The organism is Ruegeria sp. AL2, assembly GCF_056540845.1.
Genome location: NZ_JBQFXM010000001.1, coordinates 264538 through 289954, shown reverse-complemented (window position 1 = coordinate 289954; position 25417 = coordinate 264538). Strand labels below are relative to the sequence as shown.

Here is a 25417-nt window from a genome sequence, read left to right as displayed (position 1 = left end):
GCAGTACCCCAAAAATGGCAGGCCGTTCAGTTGTAGTAGGTGTAGGGCATTATTTGCCGGAACGTATTGTTCCAAATTCCGAGTTTGAGAAAACGCTGGACACAACGGATGAGTGGATCAGAACCCGGTCGGGGATCGAACGCCGCCATTTTGCTGCCGATGACGAAACGACGTCGGACCTGGCCACCAAAGCTGCCGAGGCTGCCCTGGCCGATGCGGGCCTGACAGCGGATGATATTGACGCGATCGTCGTTGCGACATCGACCGCGGACCTGACCTTTCCTTCTGCCGCGACCATGGTTCAGGCCCGGCTGGGTATGACCAAGGGGTTTGCTTTCGACGTACAGGCCGTCTGCGCGGGATTCGTTTTCGCCCTCAGCAACGCAAATGCGTTGATCTTGTCCGGTCAGGCCAAACGCGTGCTGGTCATTGGTGCCGAAACCTTTTCCCGGATTATGGACTGGACCGACCGCTCGACCTGTGTTCTGTTCGGGGATGGTGCCGGCGCTTTGGTACTCGAGGCGCAGGATGGCGAAGGCACCGCTGCGGATCGCGGCATACTCGCAACCGATCTGAACTCGGACGGGCGCTACAAGGACCTGCTTTATGTCGATGGGGGTGTTTCGACCCAATCCACCGGGCATCTGCGTATGCAGGGCAATCAGGTTTTCCGACATGCCGTTGAAAAGCTTACCAAAACGGCTGAAACAGCCCTGAGCCGCGCGGGGCTGAGCAGTGCTGACGTCGACTGGATTGTTCCTCATCAGGCCAATATTCGCATCATTCAGGGCACGGCCAAAAAGATGGGCCTGCCGATGGAAAACGTGGTTGTGACCGTTCAGGATCACGGCAACACCTCGGCTGCATCCATCCCATTGGCACTGTCGGTTGGTAAACAACGCGGGCAGATCAAACCCGGCGACTTGATCGTGACCGAAGCAATTGGCGGCGGTCTGGCCTGGGGCGCGGTGGTTCTGCGCTGGTAACCGGCGCAATCCAGCTTACACAGCTGCTTGCAATTCATTGATATTGACAGCGAATTTGCCATACCCATATGCTTTGACAGCAACAGGGGAAATGACATGGGCGACAATACACTGACTCGAATGGATCTGAGCGAGGCCGTCTTTCGCGAAGTTGGGCTTTCGCGCAACGAAAGTGCGCAGCTGGTCGAAAGCGTTCTGAACCACATGTCCGACGCTCTGGTGCGTGGCGAGCAGGTGAAGATCTCGTCCTTCGGTACGTTCAGTGTTCGCGACAAGACCGCGCGAGTCGGACGCAACCCCAAAACCGGCGAAGAGGTTCCGATACAGCCCCGCCGCGTACTGACCTTTCGCCCGTCGCATCTTATGAAAGATCGCGTCGCCGTCGGGAATCGCAAGTAACCCCAGGGTCACGCGGATATGAGCAAATCCCGCGACGCGTTTCGCACGATCAGTGAAGTAGCGGATTGGCTTGGTGTTCAGGCCCATGTTTTGCGTTTCTGGGAAAGCCGCTTCACTCAGGTCAAACCGGTCAAACGCGCGGGCGGGCGTCGGTATTACCGCCCCAATGACATGCGTCTTCTGGGCGGCATCAAGAAACTGCTTCACGAGGACGGGATCACAATCAAAGGTGTGCAGCGCATCCTGCGCGAGCAAGGCGTCGCACATGTCGCAGCACTGTCTCCGCCTCTAGACGAACCGGGCCCTGCCCTGATTGAACCCGTTCAGGGCAAAGTGGTGCCGTTCGAACCGAAACCCGCTGCCGCCACCGAACAAATCCTTATGGATCTGGACGAACCGGCCGAGCAGCCGGTGAACGAAGGCGTGCAGGCCGACGCACTTCCCGCGACTGCGTCAGAACAAGAACCACAGCCAGACCTGAACACTGCGCCCCTGATGGGTGGGATCGCGTCGCTGGCGTGGAAGCGCGCCGAGTTTGACGACGAACTACTGCGCCGGATTGCACCAATTGCAAAAGACCTGCGCCGCTGGCTGGATCGTGTTGAAACACAGGCGACGGGTTAGGAAAAAAGGCAGTGTTTTCCTCTTGCCCCTGCCGGGAAAATCTTTATGAACGGCCCAACGTCGGGCTATGGCGCAGCCTGGTAGCGCGTCCGTCTGGGGGACGGAAGGTCGCAGGTTCGAGTCCTGCTAGCCCGACCAAATCACACCGACGTTTATGGCACAAAGGCCAGATCCCGCTCTGGCACACGAGGGGATCGAGATGACAGGTGTTTGCGCGAACCAGCAAATCGAAGCAATGATCGCGCGCGGAGAGATTGCCGCCAACCCCGATGTCCTGCCAGCGCAAATTCAACCAGCCAGCCTTGATTTGCGTTTGGGAACAGTGGCCTACCGGGTACGCGCCTCGTTCCTCGCGGGCGAAGGACGGACCGTTACGGATCGGTTGGCCGAGTTCGAAATGCACCGCATCGACATCTCGGACGGCGCTGTTCTGGAAAAGGGCTGCGTCTATCTGGTGCCCCTGATGGAATCACTTGCCCTGCCCCGCGACATAACCGCCGTCGCCAATGCCAAAAGCTCGACCGGGCGGCTTGACCTTCTGACCCGTACCATTACCGATGGTGGCACAGAATTCGATCGCGTTCCTGCGGGCTATAAGGGCCCGCTGTATGCCGAGATCTGTCCACGTTCGTTTTCGGTTCTGGTCCGGCCCGGTATGCGTCTGAACCAGATTCGTTTCCGTCAGGGTCAGGCCGTCTTGTCTGACGCCGAACTGACCGCCCTGCACGCCGAATCGCCGTTGGTAGACGGCCCTGCTGTGATTCAGGACGGTCTTGGCTTTTCGGTCGATCTGCAACTGCCCGATACCGATTTGGTCGGCTATCGCGCCAAGCCCCATACCGGGGTAATCGATCTGGACCGAATTGGCGAATACGACCCCCAGGACTATTGGGAGGAAGTACGCACCGAGGACGGTCGCATCATACTTGACCCCGGTGCATTCTACATCCTTGTCAGCCGCGAGGCGGTCCATATCCCGCCGATGTGTGCCGCCGAAATGGCACCTTATCTGGCGATGGTTGGTGAATTCCGGGTGCATTATGCCGGGTTCTTCGATCCCGGCTTTGGCCATGCCGCAGCGGGCGGTGCCGGGTCACGTGGTGTGCTTGAGGTGCGATGCCACGAAGCGCCTTTCGTCCTGGAGCACGGACAGGTGGTCGGGCGCCTTGTCTATGAGAAAATGGCCGAGATGCCCACGCAGCTATATGGTGCCGGGATTGCATCGAACTATCAGGGGCAAGGCCTGAAACTGTCCAAGCACTTCAAAGCGGTTGGCTAATCCTCAGAATTTCTTGCAACGGTGCTTGTGCTAGATAACCCGCGTTGCCTGTCGTAGGTTCTGCGTCTGACCTGTAGTGACCTGTCCGGATTTTTTACTCATCAAACAGTTCCGACTGGTCCTCGTCCACTTCGTCCTCGCGCCCCTCGCCCAAGGGGATAGCCCCCGGTGGAGGCCGGTTTTCCAACAGACCCGCAGCCCTTAGTTCCTTGAGCCCCGGCAGGTCGCGGGCGTTCTCCAGACCAAAATGATCCAGAAATTCGGACGTCACCACAAATGTCACCGGACGACCCGGTGTCATGCGACGACGGCCCAGCCTGATCCACTCCATCTCAAGCAACTGGTCAATCGTCCCGCGAGAGACTGACACACCGCGAATTTCCTCAATCTCGGCGCGGGTGCAGGGTTGGTGATAGGCAACGATGGCCAATGTCTCGATCGCGGCCCGGCTGAGTTTACGAGTTTCAACCGTTTCCTTTTGCATCAGAAAGCCCAGATCAGGGGCCGTACGGATCGCCCATGCCTCTCCAACACGCACCACGCGCACGCCGCGCCCTTCGTAACGTCTCTGAAGCAACTCAACGGCTTGTGCGGCGTCGCTTCCATGCGGCATCCGCGCCTCAAGGTCGGCAATCGTCACCGGATCGGCGCTGGCAAACAAAACGGCCTCGACCATACGCTCCTGTTCCGCCAATGGTGGCGCCTCGAACAGGGTGCCGGTTTCTTCTGGGGCGTCAGTCACGTGTCTGGGTCCTCTTGCGCAAATGGATCGGCGCGAATGTCTCGCTCTGCTTGATCTCCATATGTCCTTCTTTCACCAGTTCCAGCGAGGCCGCAAAGGTCGCAGCCGTCGCCGACCTGCGGCGCACCGGGTCAGTATCCCAACCATCGGGCAGATAGGTTTCCATATCGGTCCACGTCCCCGCAAAACCGATCAGCGGGCGCATCCGCTCCAGTGCCTGCTCCATCGTAAACACCGAGTCGCGGTCCATCACAAAGGGGCGGAACTCGTCACGGGTGCGAATACGGGCATATCCCTGCATCAGATCCAGCAGCGTGGCGGAATAGGTTACGGTGCGGATGCGGGTTACGTCCTCGCCCTGCCCGCGCTTGAAAAAATCACGACCCAGTTGGTCGCGGGCCATCAGCCGCGCAGCGACGTCGCGCATTGCCTGCAGGCGTTCAAGTTGAAACGCCAGATGCGCGGCCAGTTCTTCACCCGATGGCCCATCGTCATCCGGATCTGGCGGGAGCAATAGACGGGACTTGAGAAAGGCCAGCCACGCCGCCATGACCAGATAATCGGCGGCCAGTTCAATGCGCAGCGCACGCGCCTTTTCAACAAAGGCCAGATATTGCTGCGCCAGCGCAAGAACCGAGATCTTGCGCAGATCCACTTTTTGCGTGCGTGATAGAGTTAGCAGAACGTCCAACGGGCCTTCGAACCCGTCGACATCAACAATCAGCGCTTCGGCCGCAAGACGATCCGCGACCGAGACAGGGTCTTCGCTAAAAAGATTATCGTTCATATACCTGCCCGCCCATTAGGGCAGATAGTTCCGCTTCGGCGGCTTGGATGTCAAGTTCCCGCGGGCGTTTGCGCATCGCCAGCGCCCGTTCTGCGCGGGCTTGTGCCACATCCGACATTTCTCCGGCAGTTTCCATTACAGCGGCACGTTCAGAAAAACTGCCATTGCAATGCAGGACTACATCGCAGCCCGCCTGCAAAGATTGGCGGGAGAGGTCCGTCAACGCCCCGCTGAGCGCCTTCATCGAGATATCGTCGGTCATAATCAGCCCGCCAAAGCCGATATTGTCTCGGATCAGACCCATCATGGCCGCGGAAATGGTGGCCGGCCGGGGATCTATCTGATCAAAGACCAGATGCGCGGTCATCCCCATCGGCAGGTCGTTCAAGGCACGGAACGGCGCGAAATCGCTGTATTCCAACTCTTCCAGCGGCAAATCAACATGCGGCAGGTCATGGTGACTGTCCAGAGTGGCACGGCCATGGCCGGGAATGTGCTTGAGAACCGGAAGAACGCCCCCATCAAGAAGGCCCTGCGCCACAGCCCTGCCGATCCTGGAAATCTGCTCAGGATCAAAGGCATAACAGCGGTTTTTCAGAAACGCGTGTGTCTCGGGCCGCACCACATCGACCATAGGGGCACAATTGCTGTCGATGCCCAGACCAAACAGCTCATCCGCAATCAGGCGGTACCTGAGGTACATGGCGCGTTCCGCTTGATCACCCGCCCTGGTCACATGATCCAGCGGGGGCAGCCATTCGCGGGCCAAGGGTGCGCGCAAACGCTGTACGCGCCCTCCTTCCTGATCAATGGTAATGGGGCAGTTGCGCCCAACAGCCTCTCGGAAATCATCACACAAGGCGCGCACCTGATCGGCGCTTTCAATATTGCGGGCGAACAGAATGAACCCAAACGGGTTCATCTGGCGAAACAGGTCTCTTTCCTCCTGCGTCAGGCGCAGTCCTTCAGCATCTGTGATCGCTGCTCCGAACTTCACCTCACGGCCACCGGAATACAGTCAGCGCCTTGCGCGACCAGAGCGGCGCAGAATTGGCGCGAGTCGCTCAGATCTTCAAACCCCAGAACGCGCAGGCGGTAGAAGGTCCGCCCACCGCTTGAGGTTTTCTGAATAACGCGCTGTTTTCCCGACATATACTCACCAAACTGACCATTCAAACGGTCCCACTCGGCCTGTGCCACTTGCGTGCTGTCATAAGCCCCAAGCTGCGCCAGTCGGGTCCCCTTGGCCAGTGTATCCGGATCAACATCCACCCCAACCGCAGCTTTCACCGCTGCATTAATGGCGTCTTCGGAATTCTCGCTGGGTGCGACCTGACTGCGGGTCGACCGTGCCGGACGCGTCACAGGGCGCAACGATCGGCGCACACCCGGCAACTCTGCGAAACTTGGGTCTGGCAAGGCCGCAGCAAAATCTGCCGGGTCAATGGCGGGTTCTTCGTCGAGGGCGGTCAGCGATGCCAGTTGCACACCGTCTTCGAATTCTTGCCGCGTTTCTGTTGCCGCACCCGCCAATTCCGCAACCAGCGCATCTACTGCGTTCTGGCGCAGGCGCGCGGCTTCCTGCGTGGTGATCGGTTCTTCGACCACATGCAGCGCAGGGGTCGGCTTCAGTTCTCCGGCGGGCAGGTCTTCTTCCGTAAGGGACACCGGGCGCGGCGCAAGGATCAACCGGTCAGCCGGTGCCGCGGCACTGCCTTCGGCGGCGACGGCATTCACGGCAAAGCCCTGATGATCGGCGGGTGTTCCACCCGGATTTTCCGGTTGCACACGCATCGGCCCTTCGGCGGCGCGGACAACCGGCACGCCACTGACATCGCGCATGATCAGTTGATAGCCCCAGACCCCGACACCGGCGACCAGCGCCAAGGATGCAACGGCCCCCAGGATATTCACCGCCCTGCCCAGACCAAACGAGCCTCGCGGCGCGTCATCTTCCTGCGTGTCTTCGGGAAAATCATACACATCTTCAGAATGCGCTTGATTCGGGTAATGAATCTGCCCGGGGCTTTGATGCCCCGAGTAATCGTAACTCGCCATGTCCGCCTCACTGCCCGTTTCACGCCTGAAAATAAGGCCCGCGGGTCATTTCTTGCCTACCTCGTACCGGCGGTTCGGGCGATATTTGTTACCGCATCTCCTGCGCCGGAGTAACGCCAAGAATACCCAAGCCCGCTGAAATCACAACAGAAACGGCCCGGGCCAAAGCGATTTTTGACTGGCTTGTGGCAACATCGCCATCCTGGATGAAACGCAATTGCGTCTCGTCATTACCCTTGTTCCACAACGCATGAAAGTCGCCTGCAAGTTCATAAAGGTAAAAGGCGACCCGGTGCGGTTCATTGGTCCGCGCCGCAATCTCGACCAGCCGCGGCCATTCTGCCAGCTTCTTGGCAACAACCAGTTCCGAGGCATGATCGTTTTTGCTCAGGTCAGCGCATGCAAGGGTCGCATCATCAACCGCAATTCCAGCCTCGGCCGCGCGGCGCAGCACGCTCATGACACGGGCATGAGCGTATTGAACGTAGAATACAGGGTTCTCGCGACTTTGTTCCAGCACTTTGTCAAAATCGAAATCTAACGGCGCGTCGTTCTTGCGGGTCAGCATAACAAACCGCGTCACGTCCGGGCCCACCTGATCGACCACATCGCGCAGAGTGACAAAGTTCCCTGCACGCTTGGACATCTTGAACGGCTCGCCATTCTTCCACAGCTTCACCAGCTGCGTCAGCTTGATATCTAGCGGCACCTCACCGTCGGACAGTGCCGAAACAGCCGCCTTCATCCGCTTGACATAGCCGCCATGGTCCGCGCCAAACACGTCGATCAGCGCGTCAAAACCACGGGACACTTTGTCATAGTGATAGGCAATATCCGGGGCAAAATAGGTCCAGCTGCCATCTGATTTCTTGACAGGGCGATCCACATCATCGCCATGTTCGGTCGATTTGAACAGCGTCTGTTCGCGTGGCTCCCAATCTTCGGGCTTTTTGCCCTTCGGCGGCTCGAGCACGCCTTCGTAAATCAGGCCCTTGTCAGTCAGCGATTGCAATGCGGCCTCGATCCGACCGGTGCCATAGAGCGATTTTTCCGAGAAGAACACATCCATCTCAACGCCCAGCGCTTTTAAGTCAGCACGGATCAGATCCATCATCGCGTCGGTCGAGAACTCACGTACCTCTTCCAGCCAGTCACTTTCCGGCTTGTCGATCAGGCTGTCGCCGTATTTCTCTTTCAACGCTTCCCCAATTGGGATCAGGTAGTCGCCGGGATAAAGACCTTCGGCAATCTCCGGGCTCAGACCATTGGCCTCGCGATAGCGTTCGTAAGCCGAGCGCGCCAGCACATCCACCTGCGCGCCGCCGTCGTTGATGTAATACTCACGGGTCACGTCATGGCCGGAATAGGCCAGCAGGCTTGCCAGAGCGTCACCGAAAACCGCGCCCCGTGTATGACCCACGTGCAGCGGACCGGTTGGGTTGGCCGAAACATATTCAACGTTGACCTTTTGCCCATGGCCCATAGTCGAGCGGCCATAATCGGTGCCCTTCTCCAGCACAGCCGCCAGCACGCCTTGCCAGACCGACGGTGCCAGCCGCAAATTGAGAAAGCCCGGACCTGCCACATCGGCGCTGGTGATCCGGTCATCTGCCGCCAGCTTCCCCGCCAATACCTCGGCAATGTCACGCGGTTTCATCCTGGCCGGTTTTGCCAGCACCATCGCCGCGTTTGTCGCCATGTCGCCATGCGCTGCATCGCGCGGCGGTTCGACCGCCACGTTGTCAAAACTCAGCCCCTCGGGCAACGCGCCTTCGGACTGCATCTGCGCCAGCGCGTCCAGTACAAGGCCGCGGATCTCGGAAAACAGGTTCATTTCGGATGTCCTTTTGCTTGCCCGGCGGTTTACCACGCATCACGGCAAGGTCAATGGACGCCTAATGTTTGGACTTGGTTTGCGCCCAATGTCTGCCAATCTCGCCCGGATATCCACTGTCAGAGATTTCAAATACCCTGCGGGCTGTCTGTCGTACGGCTTCTGATCATCGCTTCCCGCCTGCGCAAGGCACCAATCAACCCACAAAAAAGGTCGCAAACATGTACCATTACCCGTGTCATTGCGGCCCAGTCAGCCAGTCAGCCGCGCGTGATCCTGCAAGGCAAAACGGTCGGTCATACCTGCGATGTAGTCCGATACGATCCGGGCCAAAGCTGTCTCATCCGCCGCAGCTTCAATATCCTCGTGCCAACGTGCGGGCATCTGTTTCGGGTCGTTCAGGTAGATCGGGAACAGGTCTTCGACAACCGTTGCAACCTTGGCCCGTACCTTCATGACGCTGGGTGCGCGATACATCCGGGTGAACAGGAACGCCCTGATTTGTTTCAGATCCGCCCAAGTCCCGGTCGAGAATTGGATGACAGGATGCCCAAGATGGCGAATCTCTTCGACCGATTGCGCGCCCGAGGCTACAATCAAGTCTCGTGACGTTGTGATGACATCTGCCACCATGACCCCAAATACCCGCCGCAGTGCTTCATGACGTCGTCGATACGGATCAAGACCGGGGTATTTAGCATCCACATCCGCGTAGCATCCCCCCACGATCGGAAGGTGACGCAGATCATCATCTTCAAACAACCCCGCGCGCAACCCATCCAGAAGGTCGTGATTGTTGTAAGCAATGTCATCAGACAAAGCCGCCACCTGCGCCTCGGCACTTGCATGGGTATGAAGTTCAAGATCAAAGCCCTGGTTGCATTCAGCCAGCGCCCACGGCAGATCGCCAACAACTGGACCGTTATGCTTGGCGATACCCTCCAGACATTCCCAGGTCAGGTTGCATCCGTCAAACCCGGCATAATGCCGCTCCAGCTTCGTTACGATCCGAATGGCCTGGGCATTGTGATCAAACCCCCCGTAAGGCACCATCAGCGCGTGGAGGGCGTCTTCACCCGTATGACCAAAGGGTGTATGACCCAGGTCGTGCGCCAGGGCTACAGCCTCGGTGAGTTCAGGATTCAGGCCCAACGCCCCTGAAATGGTTCGCGCGACCTGAGCAACTTCGATGGAATGGGTCAGCCGTGTTCGATAACTGTCGCCTTCATGCTCGACAAAGACTTGCGTCTTGTGTTTGAGCCGCCGAAACGCACTGGCGTGAATGATCCGGTCGCGATCACGCTGAAAGCATGACCGGAAGCTGCTTTCTTCCTCTGGCACCAGCCGCCGCCTTGCACGGTCTGGGTCCGAAGCAAATCCCGCTCTGTCCAAAGGCCTTGTCCTTGTCGCCTGTCTTTTTGTTTCATATATTGTAGGACGCTTGGGAAATAAACCTTTGGAGACCGGCATGAATCTGCCCCCATCAGTCACCGAACGCGCCTTTGACCGCCTCGCCGAGATCGGTGCCGCGGAACAGGGGCAAGCCCTGCGTGTCGCAGTGGAGGGTGGTGGATGTTCCGGTTTTCAATATGAAATCGCTCTGGACACGCCAAACACCGATGACCTCATCCTTGAAGGCAAGGGGCAGAAAGTCATCGTCGACCCGGTCTCTCTGCCCTTTCTTGAAAACGCGGTGATCGATTTCACTCAGGAGCTTATTGGTGCAAGGTTTGTGATCGACAACCCCAACGCCACCTCTTCCTGTGGCTGCGGCACGTCGTTTTCGATGTAACCGGCGGGGGCTTTGCCCCCACACCCCCAGGATATTTTCAGCCAGATGAAGCAGGGATCCGCTCTCTGACCAAAACGACCAGAGAGCTTCACCTGGCGCGGTCATCGGCGTCCCCGCCTGTACCGCTCCTTCTAGTATCGAAAAAACGGTTAAGGGTTCGTTTCTTCATCTGGCTAAAAATATCTCGGAGCGCGAGGCAGAGCCTCGCTAATCCGATCTCCGACTTGCCGCTGGGCCCGTTCTGAGCGATAGGTTGCCACAAGGTTTCGGAGGATCGCGCATGAAAATCGCCACGTTCAACATCAATGGCATCAAGGCACGAACCGAGGCGCTGCCCCGCTGGCTGGACGACGCCCAACCCGACGTTGTTCTTCTTCAGGAAATCAAATCCGTCGACGAGAACTTCCCCCGCGAGATGTTTGAAGATCGCGGGTACAACGTGGAAACACATGGGCAAAAAAGCTTTAATGGTGTCGCGATCCTGTCGAAGCTTCCGCTGGAGGATGTATCTCGCGGCCTTCCCGGCGATGACAATGATGAACAGGCGCGCTGGATCGAGGCCACCGTCGTAGGCAAAAAGGCCCTGCGGCTCTGTGGGCTGTATCTGCCCAACGGGAATCCGGCACCCGGACCGAAATACGATTACAAGCTGGCCTGGATGGAACGGCTTTACGACCGCGCCCAGGCCCTGATGAAATCAGAGGAGCCTGCCCTGATGGCCGGAGACTATAACATCATCCCACAGGCCGAGGATGCCAAACGCCCCGATGCCTGGCGGGAAGACGCGTTGTTCCGCCCGGAAAGCCGGGCCGCCTTTCGAAAGATCCTGAACCTTGGCTTTGCCGAGGCCTTTCGCGCCACAACGCAGGGCCCCGATCACTATTCTTTCTGGGATTATCAGGCTGGCGCGTGGAACCGGAATGACGGAATTCGAATTGATCATTTCCTGCTGACGCCACAAGCGGCCGACCTCATGCGGGATTGCCAGATTGATGCGGCTGTTCGGGGGCACGAAAAGCCATCCGATCACGTTCCCGTCTGGATTGACTTGGATCTTTGAGGCCCTAGGCAGCCGTGACGTCGTGACTGTAGATCCATTCATAGCGTTGTGACAACCGGGCACCGACGACCCTCAGCACACATTGCGCAGCCATACGGGCTGGACCGCGCAGATGAAAGTTCCGCGCATTTGACCCGGCCGCCGCGACAACGCGCTGCGCCCTTGGTTTCCGGGTTGTTTCATAGGTTGCCAGTGCGCTGGTGATACCCGATCGTTCGTCAAACGCGCGCGCCAGAACCCAAGCGTCCTCGAGCGCTAGACACGCCCCTTGCGCCATGAACGGCAATGTCGGATGGGCCGCGTCCCCTACCAGAACCAATCGGCCATTCTGCCAGTTTTGCGCGACAGGCCGCAGAAACAATGCCCACAGATGCACATCCGTGACTTTCGACAGAATGTCGCACACGGGGCCACCGAAATCTGCAAAGCGCTTGCGCAACTCTTCAGGGTCGCCCGTCTGACGCCATCCTTCTTCCCGCCAATCCGAACGCTCTTCAACCGCGACAATGTTCATCATGCTTTCGTCACGCAACGGATAGGTTACCACATGCCGCCCAGGCCCCATCGTCAGGGATGCGGAAACCGGGTCATGACCGGGCTGCCAGGGGATGGCGGCGCGCCACGCCACCTGATGCGTGAACTCCGGCATCTCTGCCCCGTTCAGAGCCGGGCGGAGCATGCTGCGGCCGCCATCGGCCGCAATGGCGCACTCGGCGCGAATTCGCTCGCCTGACGCCAAGATCACCTCGGCCTCGTTGGGATGCTTTTGCACATGCGAAACTCTGGCACCCAAGCGGATATTCACGCCTGCGTCACAAGCCGCATCATGAAGAAGGTTCAGAAGGTCGGCACGGTGGTAGTAATAAGTCGGACCAGCTGCAGGGCCCGGCAGGTGACTGACCACGCGCCCTTTTCGGTAATCGCGCAAGACAGTTCCATGGGACTTCTGCCCGACAGAAAGACCTGTGACGCCAAGTGCATGAAGAACGCGCATCCCGTTCTCGCTGATCTGCAAACCAGCGCCGACTTCGGTCAGGGCCGGGGCTTGCTCCAGAAGCGTGACATGCGCCCCACGGTGTTGCAGTGCCAGAGCCGAGGCCAGGCCGCCGATTCCACCGCCAATGACACAGAATTTCAATCCATCTATCTTCATGGCATCCGCATAACGCAAAAACGCCGGAGCCACAGGCCCCGGCGTTTGGATTTCTTACACATACCCGGCGATTAATCGTCGCGGTGGACCTTTTCGCGACGCTCATGGCGCTCTTGTGCCTCAAGTGTCATGGTTGCAATCGGTCGTGCGTCCAGACGCTTTAACGAGATCGGATCGCCCGTCATTTCGCAATACCCGTATTCGCCATCATCAATCCGGCGCAGGGCCGAGTCGATCTTTGCGACCAGCTTTCGCTGACGATCACGGGTCCGCAGTTCCAGCGCACGGTCAGTTTCTTCGCTGGCGCGGTCCGCCACGTCCGGAATGTTACGGGTGTTGTCTTGCAGCCCTTCGATGGTGTCGCGGCTACCAGCCAGTAACTCTGTCTTCCAATCCAGCAGCTTGCGGCGAAAATACTCAAGCTGACGATCATTCATGAAAGGCTCATCTTCGGCCGGACGGTAATCTTCCGGCAGAAAAACTTCCTGCTTCATATTTGCTCCCTCGGTATGGCCAGTAACGTCGTTCGAGGCTGTTTCAGCTGACATTTGGCTCTCCCTTCTGCGCAGCGTTTAGCCGACGGGCGGTGGAATGTCACTACACAAACGTTGCGCAACAGTGCACCCCCGCGGATTTGTCTAACTATGAGACAAACATCAACAAAACCTTGTATTTCTATGAAATTTGACAGGCTTTTTTGGGGCGAGAGTTACAACGTCCGGGAATGGTCTACATCGGAATCAAGCAAAAGGGTTTGGAGTTGCAGCACAATTCCCGCCGGGCGACGCAGGGACGCGGGTTGTAAAAAACCTTGCCGCTCTGTAACCCGGAAACCACAACCTGCCCGTCCAACGCAATATACGCACGAGAGGCCCATGACCGCACGTTTCCAAGGTACAGCCGAATATGTCGCCACCGACGATCTGACCATTGCCGTGAACGCCGCTGTCACGCTTGAGCGCCCCCTGTTGGTGAAGGGCGAACCCGGTACCGGCAAGACCGAGTTGGCCAGACAGGTGGCCGGTGCGCTGGGGCTGAAAATGATCGAGTGGAATGTGAAATCCACCACCCGCGCGCAGCAGGGTCTTTACGAATATGATGCCGTCAGCCGCCTGCGTGACAGCCAACTAGGCGAAGAGCGTGTCCATGATGTGTCGAACTATATCCGCAAGGGCAAGCTGTGGCAGGCCTTCGACGCCGACGAAAAGGTTGTTCTGCTGATCGATGAAATCGACAAGGCGGATATCGAGTTCCCCAATGACCTGTTGCAGGAGCTCGATAAGATGGAGTTCCACGTCTACGAAACGGGCGAGACGATCCGGGCCAAGCACCGCCCTATCGTCATCATAACCTCGAACAACGAAAAAGAGCTGCCAGACGCTTTCCTGCGCCGCTGTTTTTTCCACTATATACGCTTTCCGGATGAGGCGACGATGCGCCGGATCGTTGATGTGCATCATCCCGGCATCAAGGACGCACTTCTGACCGCCGCGCTGACGCAATTCTATGAGATCCGAGAGACGCAAGGGCTCAAGAAAAAGCCCTCGACCTCGGAGGTGCTGGACTGGCTGAAGCTGTTGCTGGCCGAAGACCTGACGGCCGAAGACCTCAGGCGTGACGGGGCCAGCGCGCTGCCGAAGCTGCATGGCGCTTTGCTGAAAAATGAACAGGATGTGCATCTGTTCGAACGTCTTGCTTTCATGGCACGTGGCAAACGCTAGCCTGCGTGTGAACAATCAGTGATCACGGCTTGCCATTGCGTATCCCGGGTGTCAGCATCGAAATACCTGACGCAACCGCGTTTCAAAGCAGCAGTATTGGGGTCATCACTTGGCGAACGCTCTGACAATCCGGACCCTGCGGGCCGAGGACAAAGATCAGTGGGCCGAAATGTGGCGGGATTATCTGGCGTTTTATGAAACTACCCTGCCTGAAAACGTGTATGAAACGACCTTTTCCAGATTGTTGGGCGACGACCCACAGGATTTTTCCTGTTTTGTTGCGGAACAGGATGGCGTTTTGGTCGGGCTGACGCATTACCTGTTTCATCGCCACGCTTGGAAAGTGGAAAAGGTCTGTTACCTGCAAGACCTGTTCGCCCGACCTGAAACCCGAGGAACGGGCGTCGGTCACGCCTTGATTCAGGCGGTTTATGAAGAGGCGGATCGCCAGGGCGCCCCATCCGTTTACTGGCTGACGCAAGAGTTCAACCACACGGCACGCCACCTTTATGATCGCATCGGCACCCTGACACCGTTCATCAAGTACGCCCGCCCATGATGCGTTTGGGCGCCCTTTTTCTGGCGCTGGTTATCGCTGGCTGCACGTCTGTCGAGACAATCGAACTCGGGAACGATGTATCATATGTCGAAGTGGCGTTGCCACCAGCCAAGTCTTTTGCGGCACCGCGTCCCTCGCCACCGGCACGGTCCAACACGAACATCGCGGCGGATTTCCTGTCCCTGCATTTCGAACTGGAAAGCGGGGCCGCCCTGCCCGTTTTCACCCGGTTCGAAATGCCGATCACCGTTCGCCTGACCGGATCGCCGACACAAAGTATGCAGCAGGATTTGACCCGCCTGCTGAACCGCCTGAAGCGCGAGGCGGGTATCAACATCCGACAAATCAACGACGGTCAGGCCAATATCACGATCGAAGCGGTCAGTCAGAAGGAAATTCTGCAAATTCTGCCAAACGCGGCCTGTTTCGTGGTGCCAAACGCGTCCAGCCTGGCTGAGTATCGGCGCGACCGCCGCAAGACCAAAAGCAGTTGGGTTGAGCTGCGCCAGCGCGAACGATTGGGGATATTCATCCCCTACGATGTCAGCCCGCAGGAAATGCGCGATTGTCTGCACGAAGAACTGGCGCAAGCCCTTGGTCCGCTGAACGACCTCTATCACCTGCCGGATTCCGTGTTCAACGACGACAATATTCATACGGTTTTGACCGGGTTCGACATGCTGATTCTGCGCGCGGCCTATGCGCCCGAACTGCACACCGGTATGACACGGGATCAGGTCGCCGCCGTCATCCCCGATGTTCTCAGCCGCCTGAATCCACGCGGTGACCGATTAGCCGCGCAACGGCCAACGGATACCCCCCGAGAGTGGATCAACGCGATCCAGAAATCACTGGGACCAGGGCCGGGTTCCCCCCGGCAGATACGCGCCGCGCAAAAGGCAGCCCGCATCGGGCAGCAATTGGGATGGACGGATCACCGCCGCGCCTATCCCCACTACCTGATGGGTCGGATGGAGCAGTTTCGTGACCCGGCGGAAGCCCAGCGGCAGTTCAAGATCGCGCAACAGTTTCTTCGCGCAACGCCCGGAACCGAGGTTCATCAGGCTTATGTCTCAACGCAAACCGCAGCCTTTGCGCTTGCGCAGGATCGCGGGCCAGAGGTCCTGCCCGAACTGGATCAGGCCATCGACGTGATGACCCGCGCGGAAAACGCTTCGCTTCTGGCAACCTTGCTGCTGTTGAAATCCGAGGCCTTGAAACAGGCCGGTCAATTACAAAAGGCACGTGCCGTCAGACTGGACAGCCTTGGATGGGCGCGATACGGGTTCGGTTCTGATTTGGTGGCTCAGTCTTTGGTTCAAAACAGTGGCCGACGCCCCGCTGACAGCACGAAAGACGGATGAAACGCATATGTTGCTAGTACTGGGAATGGCGATACTGGGTGCAATCCTGGGTGCTTTGACCGCAAAAAAACGCAATGGAAACGGCGCTGACATGGCACAGTATGCCGCCGGATATGGGATCGCTTTTGCGCTTGTGGGGCTGGTGATCTCGCTGGTTCTGCTTCGCATGGTGGCATGACGCAATGTTCCTGCCCTTTTTCAAAAACCTCCGCAAAGCGGGCATCCCGGTATCACTCCGGGAGTATCTGACTTTTCTGGAAGGCATGAAAAAGGGTCTGGTCACCTATGATGTCGAAGCGTTTTATTACCTTGCCCGGGTGTCGATGGTGAAGGACGAGCGCAATATCGACAAATTCGACCGTGCCTTTGCCGCCAGCTTTGAGGGCTTGGGCGAGATCAGTTTCGATCAGGTGTTGGAAGCTGTCGATATCCCTGCCGATTGGCTCGCCAAGATGGCCGAGAAACACCTGTCGGAGGAGGAAAAAGCCGAGATCGAAGCGCTTGGCGGGTTCGACAAGCTGATGGAAACACTGCGCGAACGGCTCAAGGAACAACAGGGCCGTCATCAGGGCGGCAACAAGTGGATCGGCACCGCAGGAACCTCTCCGTTCGGGGCCTATGGGTACAACCCCGAAGGCGTCCGTATCGGTCAGAAAGAAAGCCGTCACCAGCGTGCGGTCAAGGTCTGGGACAAACGGGAATTCAGGAACCTCGACGATACGGTTGAACTGGGCACCCGCAACATCAAGGTCGCCCTGAAACGCCTGCGCCGCTGGGCGCGGGAGGGAGCAGCCGAAGAGCTGGATCTGGACGGCACCATCCGCGCCACGGCCGAGCATGGCTATCTGGATGTCAAAACCCGGCCCGAGCGCCACAACGCCGTCAAAGTACTGTTGTTTCTGGATGTCGGCGGCTCGATGGACCCGCATATCAAGGTGGTTGAAGAGCTGTTTTCCGCTGCAAGAACCGAGTTCAAGCATCTGGAATATTACTACTTTCACAATTGCCTGTATGAAGGGGTCTGGCGGGACAACCGCCGCCGCTGGAACCAACAGACCCCGACCCACGAAGTGCTGCGCACCTATGGGTCCGACTACAAGTGCATCTTTGTCGGCGACGCTTCGATGAGCCCCTATGAGATCGCCTATCCCGGCGGTGCCAATGAACATTGGAATCAGGAAGCTGGTCAGGTCTGGCTGCAACGCGCGCGCGAACAGTGGGCGTCAAACCTGTGGATCAACCCGGTGCCCGAGAAATACTGGGAATATACCCATTCCATCAGCATGATCCGCGACATCTTTGAAGATCGCATGGTGCCCATGACACTGGCTGGTCTTGAAAAGGGAATGCGCGAGCTGACGCGGTAAAGCCTTGTGGCTGTTTGAGTCCAAAGCCGCCTGCCACAGGAGCCACCTTCTGTGTTATGTTGCCGCGTACGAGTAAAAGTGGGCCATGCTGATGAAGTTACATACTTTTGTTGCTGTGACGTTTTTGGCGGTAGTTCTTGCGATCTTTGGAAGTCCGGTTTCCGCATCGGACGGGCGCGTGGCTCTCGTTATCGGAAATTCGGACTATGATCATGTTTCGAGCCTACAAAACCCCGCGAACGACGCCGAAGACATCGCATCGGCCTTGGAGCGGATCGGGTTCGAGGTAACGCGAGGACGGGATCTTGACTACCGAGAGATGCGGCTTGCGCTTCGGGACTTCGCCCAAGCTGCGGAAGACGCGGAGATGGCCGTTGTCTATTTCGCGGGCCACGGCATAGAGATCGACAATATCAACTACCTGATTCCGGTCAACGCAGAATTGAAAAGCGATCGCGACATCGAGTTTGAGGCAATCCGGCTCGACAGCGTTCTGTCTGCGCTCGATACTTCGCAAGGCATTCGGATCGTACTCCTTGATGCCTGTCGCAATAATCCGTTTCTTACCTCTATGCTTCGGTCGTCAGCGACTCGGTCAGTGGGTCGGGGGCTGGCGGGGGTTGAACCGGGCGCAGTTCTGGTAGGTTTTGCCGCTCGCGGCGGGACACTGGCGCTCGACGGCGACGGCCGAAATAGCCCGTATGCTGAGGCTCTTCTAACACATCTCGCGGAACCGGGGCTCGAGTTGGGCTTTTTCTTTCGGAAAGTGCGCGACACAGTGTCAAAGCTCACGAATGGTTATCAGCAACCGTTCACATACGGTTCACTACCAGGACACGGAATCTACCTGACACCAGCGGCAGCGCCCTTGCGTGCCGCTGAGCCAGTCGCCGAAGCTACCGGGTCCGACCCCGTTTCAGGAGAAGATGCCGCTTTCGAAGCTGCGCGCAAACTGGGCTCGGTTCGTGCCTGGTCGCTTTTTTTCGATAAATTTCCAAATGGCGCGCGGAAGTCGGAAGCACTTGAAGCTGAGGCGACTCTTTTTCGCTACAATCTGCAGGCGCGACATGCCGGAAGAAATCTCGCGGCGGCTGAGTCGCTGAACTGGATGCGGGGCGAAGCTGTAAAGTATTTGACACTTTCGCGGGCGAACCAGCTTGTGATCCAGTCGACATTGCAGCGCTTCGGATATGACCCTGGAGTGATTGATGGAGTTCTCGGGCCACAGAGTTTCGGCGCCGTTTCGGATTTCCAGAGGGATCGACGGCTGGCGGCGGACGGTGTGCTTGACAGGGCCACGCTGTCAGCGCTCGGGATCGAACCACCCGAGTTCGGCTGGTTCCCTATCGCTGCGACCTTGGGCAATCGCTACGATATCGAAGCGATTCGGGCCCTTGAATCCGATCCACGCCCACACCGGTTGGCACGTACCTTTTCGGGGCGCGTCATGAACTATGGATTCTACGACGGACGGCTCTACGCAGTAGTCCGCACAAGCCATTTGTCTTGGGATCAAATTAAGACGCTGACAATGCAATCGGGAGGTGATCTGGCGTCCATTGGGTCGGCGTCCGAAGAGGAGATGGTAAAGAACCTTTTTCGTTACGATAACCTATTCTGGACCGAGCGAAACGCCCGCGACACCTATCCGTTTGCCGGAGACGACAATCTTGACGTGATCGGCCCTACTTTCGGGTTAACAATTAACAACGGAGTGTGGGCGTGGACCGATGGCCAGCCATTGAGCTACCGCAATTGGCAACCGGGTTTTCCTCGAAGCAACCGTCCTAGACCTTTCGGCGAATTTGTCCACGGGCCACGCAGGACTGGCACGCTTCCTTCTGACTGGCGCTGGGGAAACTGGCATGTCGCCCGCAATGCCATATTGATCGAGATCGAGTAGGTCGTCTGGACGCGAAAACTCGTCTTTATGCCGGACATTACTGTCGAGGTCCAATTCGATTTTTCCTTAAGTGCCGCTTTAGGACTGCTGACACCTTTTCCGGAGTACAGATTCGACATTACTGCCATGCGGCGAACGGCGGCATGGTCCATTGAATTTTTCGTTTGCTCTAAAAGCCCAGTGCTACCATATCTAGCCCATGCTTCGCCTGACCCCGATCCTGCTGGCCATTGCCTATGGAATTGTGATGTACCGGATTTCCGTCTGGCGCACCCATCGGGAACTGGATGCGAAATCGACGGAACTTGCCGATCCGGCGCTGAAACGCATGACCGACCGGCTGGCGGCGGCGCTCGGGATCGAACGGGTGCCGGTCTATATCTACGAGATCGACCCGGTGAACGGGCTGGCCGCGCCGGACGGGCGGATATTCATCACGCGGGGATTTTACCGCAAGTTTCACAACGGAGAGGTTTCGGCTGAGGAAATGGCCAGTGTAATCGCGCATGAGTTGGGGCACGTGGCGCTGGGTCACGCACGGCGGCGGATGATCGATTTTTCAGGGCAGAATGCGATGCGAACGGCGCTGATCATGGTTCTGAACAGGTTCATCCCCTTTGTCGGGGCGATGATTGCCAATGCGTTGACCGCACTGATCGCCTCGCGCCTGTCGCGGCAGGACGAGTATGAGGCGGATGAATACGCAGCCGCTTTGCTGACAAAAGCCGGGATTGGAATCGGACCACAGAAATCACTGTTTCACAAGCTGGAAGAGTTGACACAGCAGCGCGCCGGGGTGGTCCCGGCCTGGCTGATGAGCCATCCCAAGACAGATGAACGTGTTGCGGCGTTGGAAAAGCTTGAACAGCGTTGGGCACGCGGGTGATGCCTGTGCTGCGAGAGGCCAGCCTCTCGCGCTCTCCGGGATATTTTTGGCCAGATGAAGCTGGATCCCGCTCAGATGGCGAGCGCTTTGCCCAATCGCGGAAGCCGGGCTTTTTTCATGAGCGCGCGGAGAGTCCATTGTTCGCCTGAGAGGCGATCGGCTTCGGCAAGGACCTGTGTGGCAAGTGTGCTCATGCCTTCTGGGTTTGACTGCCAGAAGCTGTACAACAGGCTGTCGGGATCTTTCCGGTCAAGCCCTTCATCAGTCAGGATATTTCTGGGAAAATCCTTGGCATTTACCGTGACAATCAGATCAGCGGAAGCCGCGATTGCTGTGGCCAGCACGTGGATATCTGCGGCGTCCGGCAGCCACAGACGGTTTTGAAGACCCTCGTTCGCTGGACGTTCGGCATCCGGCCAGGCACCTTGCACCAGCGCGATTTCAGCACGCGCCTGCGCCTCCCCCGTCGGGCCCAGCTTGCGGGCGGCGCGGGCCCATTCTTCGAGGATGCGGGCGGACCAGATCGGGGTGAAGTGTCCCAATCGCGCGGCGCCCAATAGCATTTCGCGCATGACCGTGGGATAGAGGACGCAAGTGTCGAGAACAGCCTTCATAGGCGGTAAAACACCGCCTTGAGGTAGCCGCTTTCCGCCAGTTGCGGCAGTTGCGGATGATCCGGCCCGGCAAATCCGGTGTGGATCAGTTGCGCCTGTCGGCCCGCCCGGCCGATCCCGCGGGAGGAGGCATCGCGGAACCGTCCCAGATCGGCGGCATGAGAACACGAGCACAGCCCCAGATAGCCGCCCGGTTTGACCAGAGGTGCGGCAAGCCGTGCGATACGTTCATAGGCGCGCAAACCCGCATCCAGCGCTTGTTTTGATGGGGCAAAGGCAGGTGGGTCACAAATGACCACGTCAAAAACCGCACCCTCGTCCCCCAATTGAGTCAGTACATCGAACGCGTCGCCCTGCCGGGTCTGGAACCTGTCGGCAAGGCCCGAAGCCTCGGCACCTTTGGTGGCCAGTTCCAGCGCGGCCGCAGACCCATCGACGGATAAGGCCCGTCCGGCACCTGCGGCCAGCATCGCCAGACCAAAGCCGCCGACATGACTGAACACGTCCAGCACCTGCGCTCCGGGATGTACCAGCCGTGAGGCAAAGGCTTGGTTGGGGCGTTGATCGTAAAACAGGCCGGTTTTCTGACCTCCGGTCAGGTCGGCCATATACGTGGCACCATTCATTGGCACAGGCAGGGGCGCGTCTGGTGCTGTGCCGTGCAAAGTCAGGTTCTCATCGTCGAGCCCTTCCAGCCCGCGCGTGCGGCCCGAGGCGTTTTTCAGCACCGTCGTCACGCCTGCGACCTTGATTAGCGCTTCGGTGAGCGTATCCAGATGCACCTCGGCCCAGGCCGCGTTGGGCTGGATGACACAGGTATCGCCAAACCTGTCGATGATCACACCGGGAAAGCCATCGGCCTCGGCATGGACCAGACGGTAGAAAGGCGCATCAAACAGACGTTCACGCAGTGCAAGGGCGCGGCTGAGGCGGGTTTCGAACCAAGTATTGTCCAACTGCGCGTTGGTATCACGATCCAGCGCCCTGCACATGATTTTTGACTCAGGATTGACCGCCACCAGCGCAAGCGCTGCGCGAGTGTCATCCTCGAGAATCGCCAGAGCGCCTGCGGGGATCTTGCGCGTACGGCGGTCGGTGACGATGTCATTTGCATAGACCCAAGGGAAGCCATGGCGCAGGCCGCGCGCGTTGGCTTTGGGTTTCAGGCGGATACGGGGGCGGTCGGCAGATTGGGTCATGGTGCCCTCTTAGTCGCGAATGTGCCGATGGAAAAGACCTAGCGGCTTCGCGAACGCCAGCCACCGCGCCGTTTCGGGGTTTGGGCCGCCTGAAGGCCCTCGGACAGAACCTGAGTCATGGGATGATCCGGGCTGTGCAGCGCGTATGCCGCATGCAACTCGGTCAGCGCCGTGTTCTGGTCACGCTCTTCGGGCAGGCTGAGCGCCCAGTCCAGAAATATGCTGCGGCATTCCGGCAGGGTGATGCCTTCGATGCGATAAGCTTCCTGGATCAGACCTTTGTGGTCATTGGGATCAGTGCTGCGTGCCATCTTCGCCCTCTTGGATCACGCTGCCGATCAGGTCGGCCGCAGTTGTGTAACTCTCCTGCAATGCCCGTTGCAGTGCATCGACCTGTTCAAACCCGGTGGCACGGCACAGGAAATCCACACCTCCTTCACCGATCTGCTCCGCCTCGATGACTTTGCCCGATAGAAGCCGGGCCGCACATTGCACCGACCAGCATAGGCTGTAGCAGTCTTTCAGGGATTGCGCCTGCGCGACATCCAGCAACCCGGCAGCGACGGCTCCATCGAGGCCCGAGGACACATCGCGTGCCGTAGTCCCTGCCAGCAAGGCACCGGTTTCGGCCATCAGTTCGATGTCCATCAGGCGGCCGGGCCCGTTTTTGGCATCCCAAATCCCGGCAGGTGCCTTGGCTGCGGCCAGGCGCGTTCGCATCTCGGCGACTTCGCGCAAGACATTGTCCCGCTCGCGTGGGCGCGACAGAAACCCGGCGCGGAACGCTTCGATATCATTTGCCAAACCGGCATCACCCGCAACGACATGAGCACGGGTCAGGGCCAGATGTTCCCACACCCAGGCCTCGTTCTGCTGATAATTGGTAAAGCTGGCCCAACTGGTGGCGACCGGCCCCTGATTGCCGGACGGGCGCAGGCGCATGTCAACTTCATACAGCCGCCCCTGTGACATCGGAGCTGAAAGTGCTGTGATCAGCGCCTGCGTGAACCGCGCATAATAGGTGCGCGTGGCCAGAGGGCGCGGACCATCGGACATGTCCTGATCCTGCGGGTCATAGATCACAATCATGTCCAGATCGGATTGCGAATTGATCCGTCCTGCGCCCAGCGACCCCATGCCCAACACCGCCGCTCCGCGCCCCGGTGCGGGCCCGTGTTTGCGGGCGAAATTTTCGGCAACATATGGCAGGATGGCGGCAATCACCGATTGTGCAAGCTCTGCATATTGCCGGCCTGCCTGTGCCCCGTCGATCAGACCGCGCAAGTGGTGGACACCGACCCGGAAATGCCATTCCTTACACCAGCGCCGCGCAAGGTCGAGCCGGGTTTCATAGTCAGGCTCTTCCGCCAGCGCACGGGCCAGTTCGATTTGCAAAGCCTTCTGCCCCGGCCAATCGGCAAAGAAACTGCCGCCGATCACCGCATCGAAAACCAAGGCATTGTGCGACAGATGCGAGGCCAGAGCATGAGACGTGCCAACGATATCGACCAGTAGGTCAATCAGTTGCGGATTGGCCTCGAACAATGAAAACAGCTGCACCCCGGCAGGAAGGCCTGACAGAAACCCGTCCAGCGCCATCAACGCCTCGTCCGGTTTGGCGGTCTTGGCAAGACGCGACAGCAGCTCGGGCCGCAACCGTTCGAATATCCGCGACCCGCGCTGGGACCTTAAGGCCGGATAGGTCGTCCACCGGGCCAGAACACTCTGGTCAAACTCCACATCCTGCGCCGCCACAGGTGCAGGACCGGGCCCGGGCGCAAAAAAACCTTCGGTCAGTTCGTGTACTTCCGTCAGGCGGTTTTTCAGGTCCTGTTTCAGTTCGTCGCTGCCGATCCCCATCAGACAGGCGATGCGTTCGATGCCTTCCGGTGATTTCGGCACCTTATGCGTCTGTGCATCATGAACCATCTGAATGCGGTGTTCGACTTCGCGATGCGCCCGATAATGATCGGTCAGTTTGTCCGCGACATCCTGCGGCACCCAGCCTTTTGACGCCAACGCCGCCAACCCCGGGACCGTTCCGCGCACCCGTAAATCCGGATCGCGGCCACCTGCGATCAACTGACGGGTCTGGGTGAAGAACTCGATCTCGCGAATACCGCCCTGCCCCAGCTTCATGTCGTGGCCGGGGATCGACAAGGCCCCGCCCGTACCCTTGTTTTCGCGAATTCGAAGACGCATATCATGCGCGTCCTGAATGGCGGCAAAATCCAGATGGCGACGCCAGACAAAAGGGCGCAATGTGTCCAGAAACCGCTGCCCCGCGGCCAAGTCTCCGGCGCAGGGGCGGGCCTTAATATATGCTGCGCGCTCCCACGTGCGGCCAAGGCTTTCGTAGTACCGTTCAGCGGCCTCCATCGCCATGCAGACCGGTGTTACGGCGGGATCAGGTCTCAGCCTCAGATCTGTACGGAAAACATAGCCATCGGCAGTCTTGTCGCTAAGCGTCGCGCAGAAGTTCCGCGTTGCCCGCACCATACCCTGCCGGGCCTCGTAGAAGTCGTCGGGGTCAAACCGTGTCTCATCAAACAGCACAATCAGATCGATATCCGAGCTGTAGTTCAGCTCATGCGCGCCCATCTTGCCCATGGCCAGAATGACCATCCCGGCGGCAGTTTCGATATCGTCCTCGGTCATACCCGGCAGTTTGTTGCGCCGGATCAACGTCGCAATCTCGGCCTTGGCCGCAACATCTGCGGCCAGTGCCCCGAAATCGGTCAGTGCCGCGGTGACTTTCTCAAGCGGCCAGGCACCTGCGATGTCGGCAAGCGCGGTCAACAGCGCCACACGCCGCTTTGCCTGCCGCAAGCCGGATTTCAGCTGATCCGGGGGCAGCTCACGCGCTTCCGCCATGACTTCAGACAGCGCCTGGTCCGGGCGCACTAAGGCATCAGGCAGCCATTCCCTTTCACGCTCTATCAGGCCTTTCAGATATGGGCTGGACCCGGCGGTTCCCGCCACCAGCTCTCCCATCTCCTGCGACAGATCAGGTATCAGAGCGCGGGTTTCATCGCCCAGGGACGGATCAAACGCACGCGGAAGGCGGGTAATGGCAAGAGCGTCAGTCAT

At 58.7% G+C, this 25417-nt stretch carries 25 protein-coding genes and 1 tRNA gene; 14 read left to right on the top strand and 12 right to left on the bottom strand.

Translation table 11 applies throughout. From position 1 onward, the window contains the following. Positions 1-14: 14 nt before the first annotated feature. From ACR0ID_RS01445 to ACR0ID_RS01425, 5 genes are all read left to right on the top strand, one after another. Positions 15-986, top strand: a complete 972-nt coding sequence (locus ACR0ID_RS01445) for a beta-ketoacyl-ACP synthase III (protein ID WP_480603336.1) — start codon at positions 15-17, stop codon at positions 984-986. Positions 987-1082: 96 nt separating this feature from the next. Beyond that, positions 1083-1385, top strand: coding sequence for an integration host factor subunit alpha (gene ihfA, locus ACR0ID_RS01440; protein ID WP_209503673.1), 303 nt, complete (start codon positions 1083-1085; stop codon positions 1383-1385). Positions 1386-1403: 18 nt separating this feature from the next. Further along, a complete protein-coding gene (locus tag ACR0ID_RS01435) occupies positions 1404-2009 on the top strand; it encodes a MerR family transcriptional regulator (RefSeq protein ID WP_480473247.1) in 606 nt (201 codons plus the stop codon). 61 nt (positions 2010-2070) lie between these two features. Continuing rightward, a tRNA-Pro gene (locus ACR0ID_RS01430) sits at positions 2071-2147 on the top strand. A gap of 61 nt (positions 2148-2208) precedes the next feature. Next, the gene (locus ACR0ID_RS01425; protein WP_480476773.1) at positions 2209-3288 is read left to right on the top strand and encodes a 2'-deoxycytidine 5'-triphosphate deaminase; all 1080 of its coding nucleotides are present in this window, start codon (positions 2209-2211) and stop codon (positions 3286-3288) included. A 94-nt stretch (positions 3289-3382) separates the two neighbouring features. Here the strand turns inward: ACR0ID_RS01425 and scpB are convergent, their stop codons facing one another. The 6 genes from scpB to ACR0ID_RS01395 form a co-directional block, all read right to left on the bottom strand. Next, the gene (gene scpB, locus ACR0ID_RS01420) at positions 3383-4030 is read right to left on the bottom strand and encodes an SMC-Scp complex subunit ScpB (RefSeq protein WP_480517366.1); all 648 of its coding nucleotides are present in this window, start codon (positions 4028-4030) and stop codon (positions 3383-3385) included. After that, the gene (locus ACR0ID_RS01415) at positions 4023-4817 is read right to left on the bottom strand and encodes a segregation and condensation protein A (RefSeq protein ID WP_480517368.1); all 795 of its coding nucleotides are present in this window, start codon (positions 4815-4817) and stop codon (positions 4023-4025) included. Before ACR0ID_RS01415 ends, scpB begins: the two co-directional genes overlap by 8 nt. Next, entirely contained in the window at positions 4807-5814 is a 1008-nt protein-coding gene (gene nagZ, locus ACR0ID_RS01410) for a beta-N-acetylhexosaminidase (RefSeq protein ID WP_480517370.1), read from the bottom strand. Before nagZ ends, ACR0ID_RS01415 begins: the two co-directional genes overlap by 11 nt. Next, positions 5811-6875, bottom strand: a complete 1065-nt coding sequence (locus tag ACR0ID_RS01405) for an SPOR domain-containing protein (RefSeq protein WP_480603332.1) — start codon at positions 6873-6875, stop codon at positions 5811-5813. The genes nagZ and ACR0ID_RS01405 overlap by 4 nt, the downstream gene beginning before the upstream one ends. An 88-nt stretch (positions 6876-6963) precedes the next feature. Continuing rightward, a complete protein-coding gene (gene argS / locus ACR0ID_RS01400) occupies positions 6964-8709 on the bottom strand; it encodes an arginine--tRNA ligase (RefSeq protein WP_480603330.1) in 1746 nt (581 codons plus the stop codon). 252 nt (positions 8710-8961) lie between these two features. Then, positions 8962-10101, bottom strand: a complete 1140-nt coding sequence (locus ACR0ID_RS01395) for a deoxyguanosinetriphosphate triphosphohydrolase (protein WP_480603328.1) — start codon at positions 10099-10101, stop codon at positions 8962-8964. 76 nt (positions 10102-10177) lie between these two features. Between ACR0ID_RS01395 and ACR0ID_RS01390 the strand changes: the two genes are divergently transcribed. Together ACR0ID_RS01390 and xth are read left to right on the top strand one after the other, a co-directional pair. Continuing rightward, complete coding sequence (locus tag ACR0ID_RS01390) at positions 10178-10501, top strand: HesB/IscA family protein (protein WP_267363969.1); 324 nt, start codon at positions 10178-10180, stop codon at positions 10499-10501. 280 nt (positions 10502-10781) lie between these two features. Next, positions 10782-11561 carry an exodeoxyribonuclease III gene (gene xth, locus ACR0ID_RS01385; RefSeq protein ID WP_480603326.1) on the top strand — a complete coding sequence of 260 codons (780 nt, stop codon included), beginning with the start codon at positions 10782-10784 and terminating at the stop codon, positions 11559-11561. 4 nt (positions 11562-11565) lie between these two features. On the opposite strand, the gene ACR0ID_RS01380 is transcribed toward xth, so the two are convergent. Further along, the gene (locus ACR0ID_RS01380; protein ID WP_480603324.1) at positions 11566-12714 is read right to left on the bottom strand and encodes an FAD-dependent monooxygenase; all 1149 of its coding nucleotides are present in this window, start codon (positions 12712-12714) and stop codon (positions 11566-11568) included. 71 nt (positions 12715-12785) lie between these two features. Beyond that, positions 12786-13208 (bottom strand): RNA polymerase-binding protein DksA, encoded by a 423-nt coding sequence (dksA, locus tag ACR0ID_RS01375; RefSeq protein ID WP_209504868.1) that lies wholly within the window; start codon positions 13206-13208, stop codon positions 12786-12788. A 381-nt stretch (positions 13209-13589) separates the two neighbouring features. Here dksA and ACR0ID_RS01370 point away from each other — a divergent pair, with 381 nt between their 5' ends. The 7 genes from ACR0ID_RS01370 (at position 13590) to ACR0ID_RS01340 (ending at position 20514) form a co-directional block, all read left to right on the top strand. Then, complete coding sequence (locus ACR0ID_RS01370; RefSeq protein WP_480473265.1) at positions 13590-14435, top strand: AAA family ATPase; 846 nt, start codon at positions 13590-13592, stop codon at positions 14433-14435. 109 nt (positions 14436-14544) lie between these two features. Next, positions 14545-14994: an N-acetyltransferase family protein gene (locus tag ACR0ID_RS01365; protein ID WP_480603321.1), complete on the top strand. Its 450-nt coding sequence runs from the start codon at positions 14545-14547 to the stop codon at positions 14992-14994. After that, positions 14991-16358, top strand: coding sequence for a DUF2927 domain-containing protein (locus ACR0ID_RS01360; protein ID WP_480603319.1), 1368 nt, complete (start codon positions 14991-14993; stop codon positions 16356-16358). Before ACR0ID_RS01365 ends, ACR0ID_RS01360 begins: the two co-directional genes overlap by 4 nt. Before the next feature lie 7 nt (positions 16359-16365). Further along, positions 16366-16536, top strand: a complete 171-nt coding sequence (locus ACR0ID_RS01355) for a hypothetical protein (protein WP_209503658.1) — start codon at positions 16366-16368, stop codon at positions 16534-16536. A 4-nt stretch (positions 16537-16540) separates the two neighbouring features. Further along, positions 16541-17725 carry a vWA domain-containing protein gene (locus ACR0ID_RS01350; RefSeq protein WP_480517381.1) on the top strand — a complete coding sequence of 395 codons (1185 nt, stop codon included), beginning with the start codon at positions 16541-16543 and terminating at the stop codon, positions 17723-17725. Between the two features lie 85 nt (positions 17726-17810). Beyond that, positions 17811-19628, top strand: a complete 1818-nt coding sequence (locus ACR0ID_RS01345) for a caspase family protein (protein ID WP_480603316.1) — start codon at positions 17811-17813, stop codon at positions 19626-19628. Positions 19629-19827: 199 nt separating this feature from the next. After that, on the top strand, positions 19828-20514 hold the full coding sequence (locus tag ACR0ID_RS01340; RefSeq protein WP_480473277.1) for a M48 family metallopeptidase: 687 nt from the start codon (positions 19828-19830) through the stop codon (positions 20512-20514). A 71-nt stretch (positions 20515-20585) separates the two neighbouring features. Here ACR0ID_RS01340 and ACR0ID_RS01335 read toward each other — a convergent pair whose 3' ends face one another. From ACR0ID_RS01335 to ACR0ID_RS01320, 4 genes are read right to left on the bottom strand one after another with little or no spacing between them, the layout of a single operon-like run. Next, positions 20586-21128: an RSP_2648 family PIN domain-containing protein gene (locus ACR0ID_RS01335; RefSeq protein WP_480473279.1), complete on the bottom strand. Its 543-nt coding sequence runs from the start codon at positions 21126-21128 to the stop codon at positions 20586-20588. After that, the gene (locus tag ACR0ID_RS01330; protein WP_480603313.1) at positions 21125-22327 is read right to left on the bottom strand and encodes an RSP_2647 family RNA methyltransferase; all 1203 of its coding nucleotides are present in this window, start codon (positions 22325-22327) and stop codon (positions 21125-21127) included. The genes ACR0ID_RS01335 and ACR0ID_RS01330 overlap by 4 nt, the downstream gene beginning before the upstream one ends. 38 nt (positions 22328-22365) lie before the next feature. Beyond that, on the bottom strand, positions 22366-22638 hold the full coding sequence (locus ACR0ID_RS01325) for a hypothetical protein (RefSeq protein ID WP_480517387.1): 273 nt from the start codon (positions 22636-22638) through the stop codon (positions 22366-22368). Next, positions 22622-25417, bottom strand: a complete 2796-nt coding sequence (locus ACR0ID_RS01320; RefSeq protein ID WP_480517389.1) for a [protein-PII] uridylyltransferase family protein — start codon at positions 25415-25417, stop codon at positions 22622-22624. Before ACR0ID_RS01320 ends, ACR0ID_RS01325 begins: the two co-directional genes overlap by 17 nt.